The organism is Vibrio splendidus 12E03 (assembly GCF_000272105.2).
GTDB lineage: Bacteria > Pseudomonadota > Gammaproteobacteria > Enterobacterales > Vibrionaceae > Vibrio > Vibrio splendidus_I.
In genome coordinates this window covers 1-622 of record NZ_AJZD02000086.1, presented here as the reverse complement: position 1 = coordinate 622, position 622 = coordinate 1, and the positions used below count along the sequence as shown (strand labels likewise).

2 pseudogenes are annotated in these 622 nt (G+C 49.5%); both read right to left on the bottom strand.

Features of this window, described 5'->3' with window-relative positions:
* A pseudogene (locus A142_RS07910) lies at nt 1-287 on the bottom strand (TrbG/VirB9 family P-type conjugative transfer protein); the annotation flags it as partial.
* 1 nt (nt 288) lies between these two features.
* Nucleotides 289-622, bottom strand: a pseudogene (locus tag A142_RS07905) (VirB8/TrbF family protein); the annotation flags it as partial.

Genomic DNA, 622 nt, shown 5'->3' with positions numbered 1-622 from the left:
TCAGTAAACGCATAGATATTGGTACTTGCCCCTTCTTTGACGGCGCTATTGGGCTTGATGAGGAGCTGATTGGTTCCCACTATGCCAGTCACGTCCCACAAAAACGCATTCGACGTCGTCGGGGGGCTGATTAAATTGGCCGGCAATTGAACGCGGGCGCCTAAATATCTGGCCGCCTTCACGGTAATGATTTCTCCCGATTGATGCGGCAAAGGTTGACACGCTTTTGCCATCACACCGACCGAAAAAAGGCCGCTTAAGCAAGCGACCCAGTGACAAAATTTCATATTATGTTCGCTCCTTATTGAGCTGATACGATAAAACGGTTAATCCAATGGGGTTTAACCGCAAGGCGTCTAAGTCATCTTTGGCCAGCTCCGTTTTGTCTTTGAGCTGCCACAAGACAGAAAGCACCAATTTTTCAGGCGCAAGCTTACGCCCTCCTTTAATCAGCGTTCGTGTTAAGTACACGTTACTGCGAATGGACACGCTTTGGTCTTGCTCGCTGCGCGACCACATCACTTCGTCGTAATGCTCAACGCCGCGCTCAATATCAATCACCGCTTGGTTACCGGATTTCTCTACCGCTTTCATTTTCGATAGGGCATCAAACCCCTGCGGA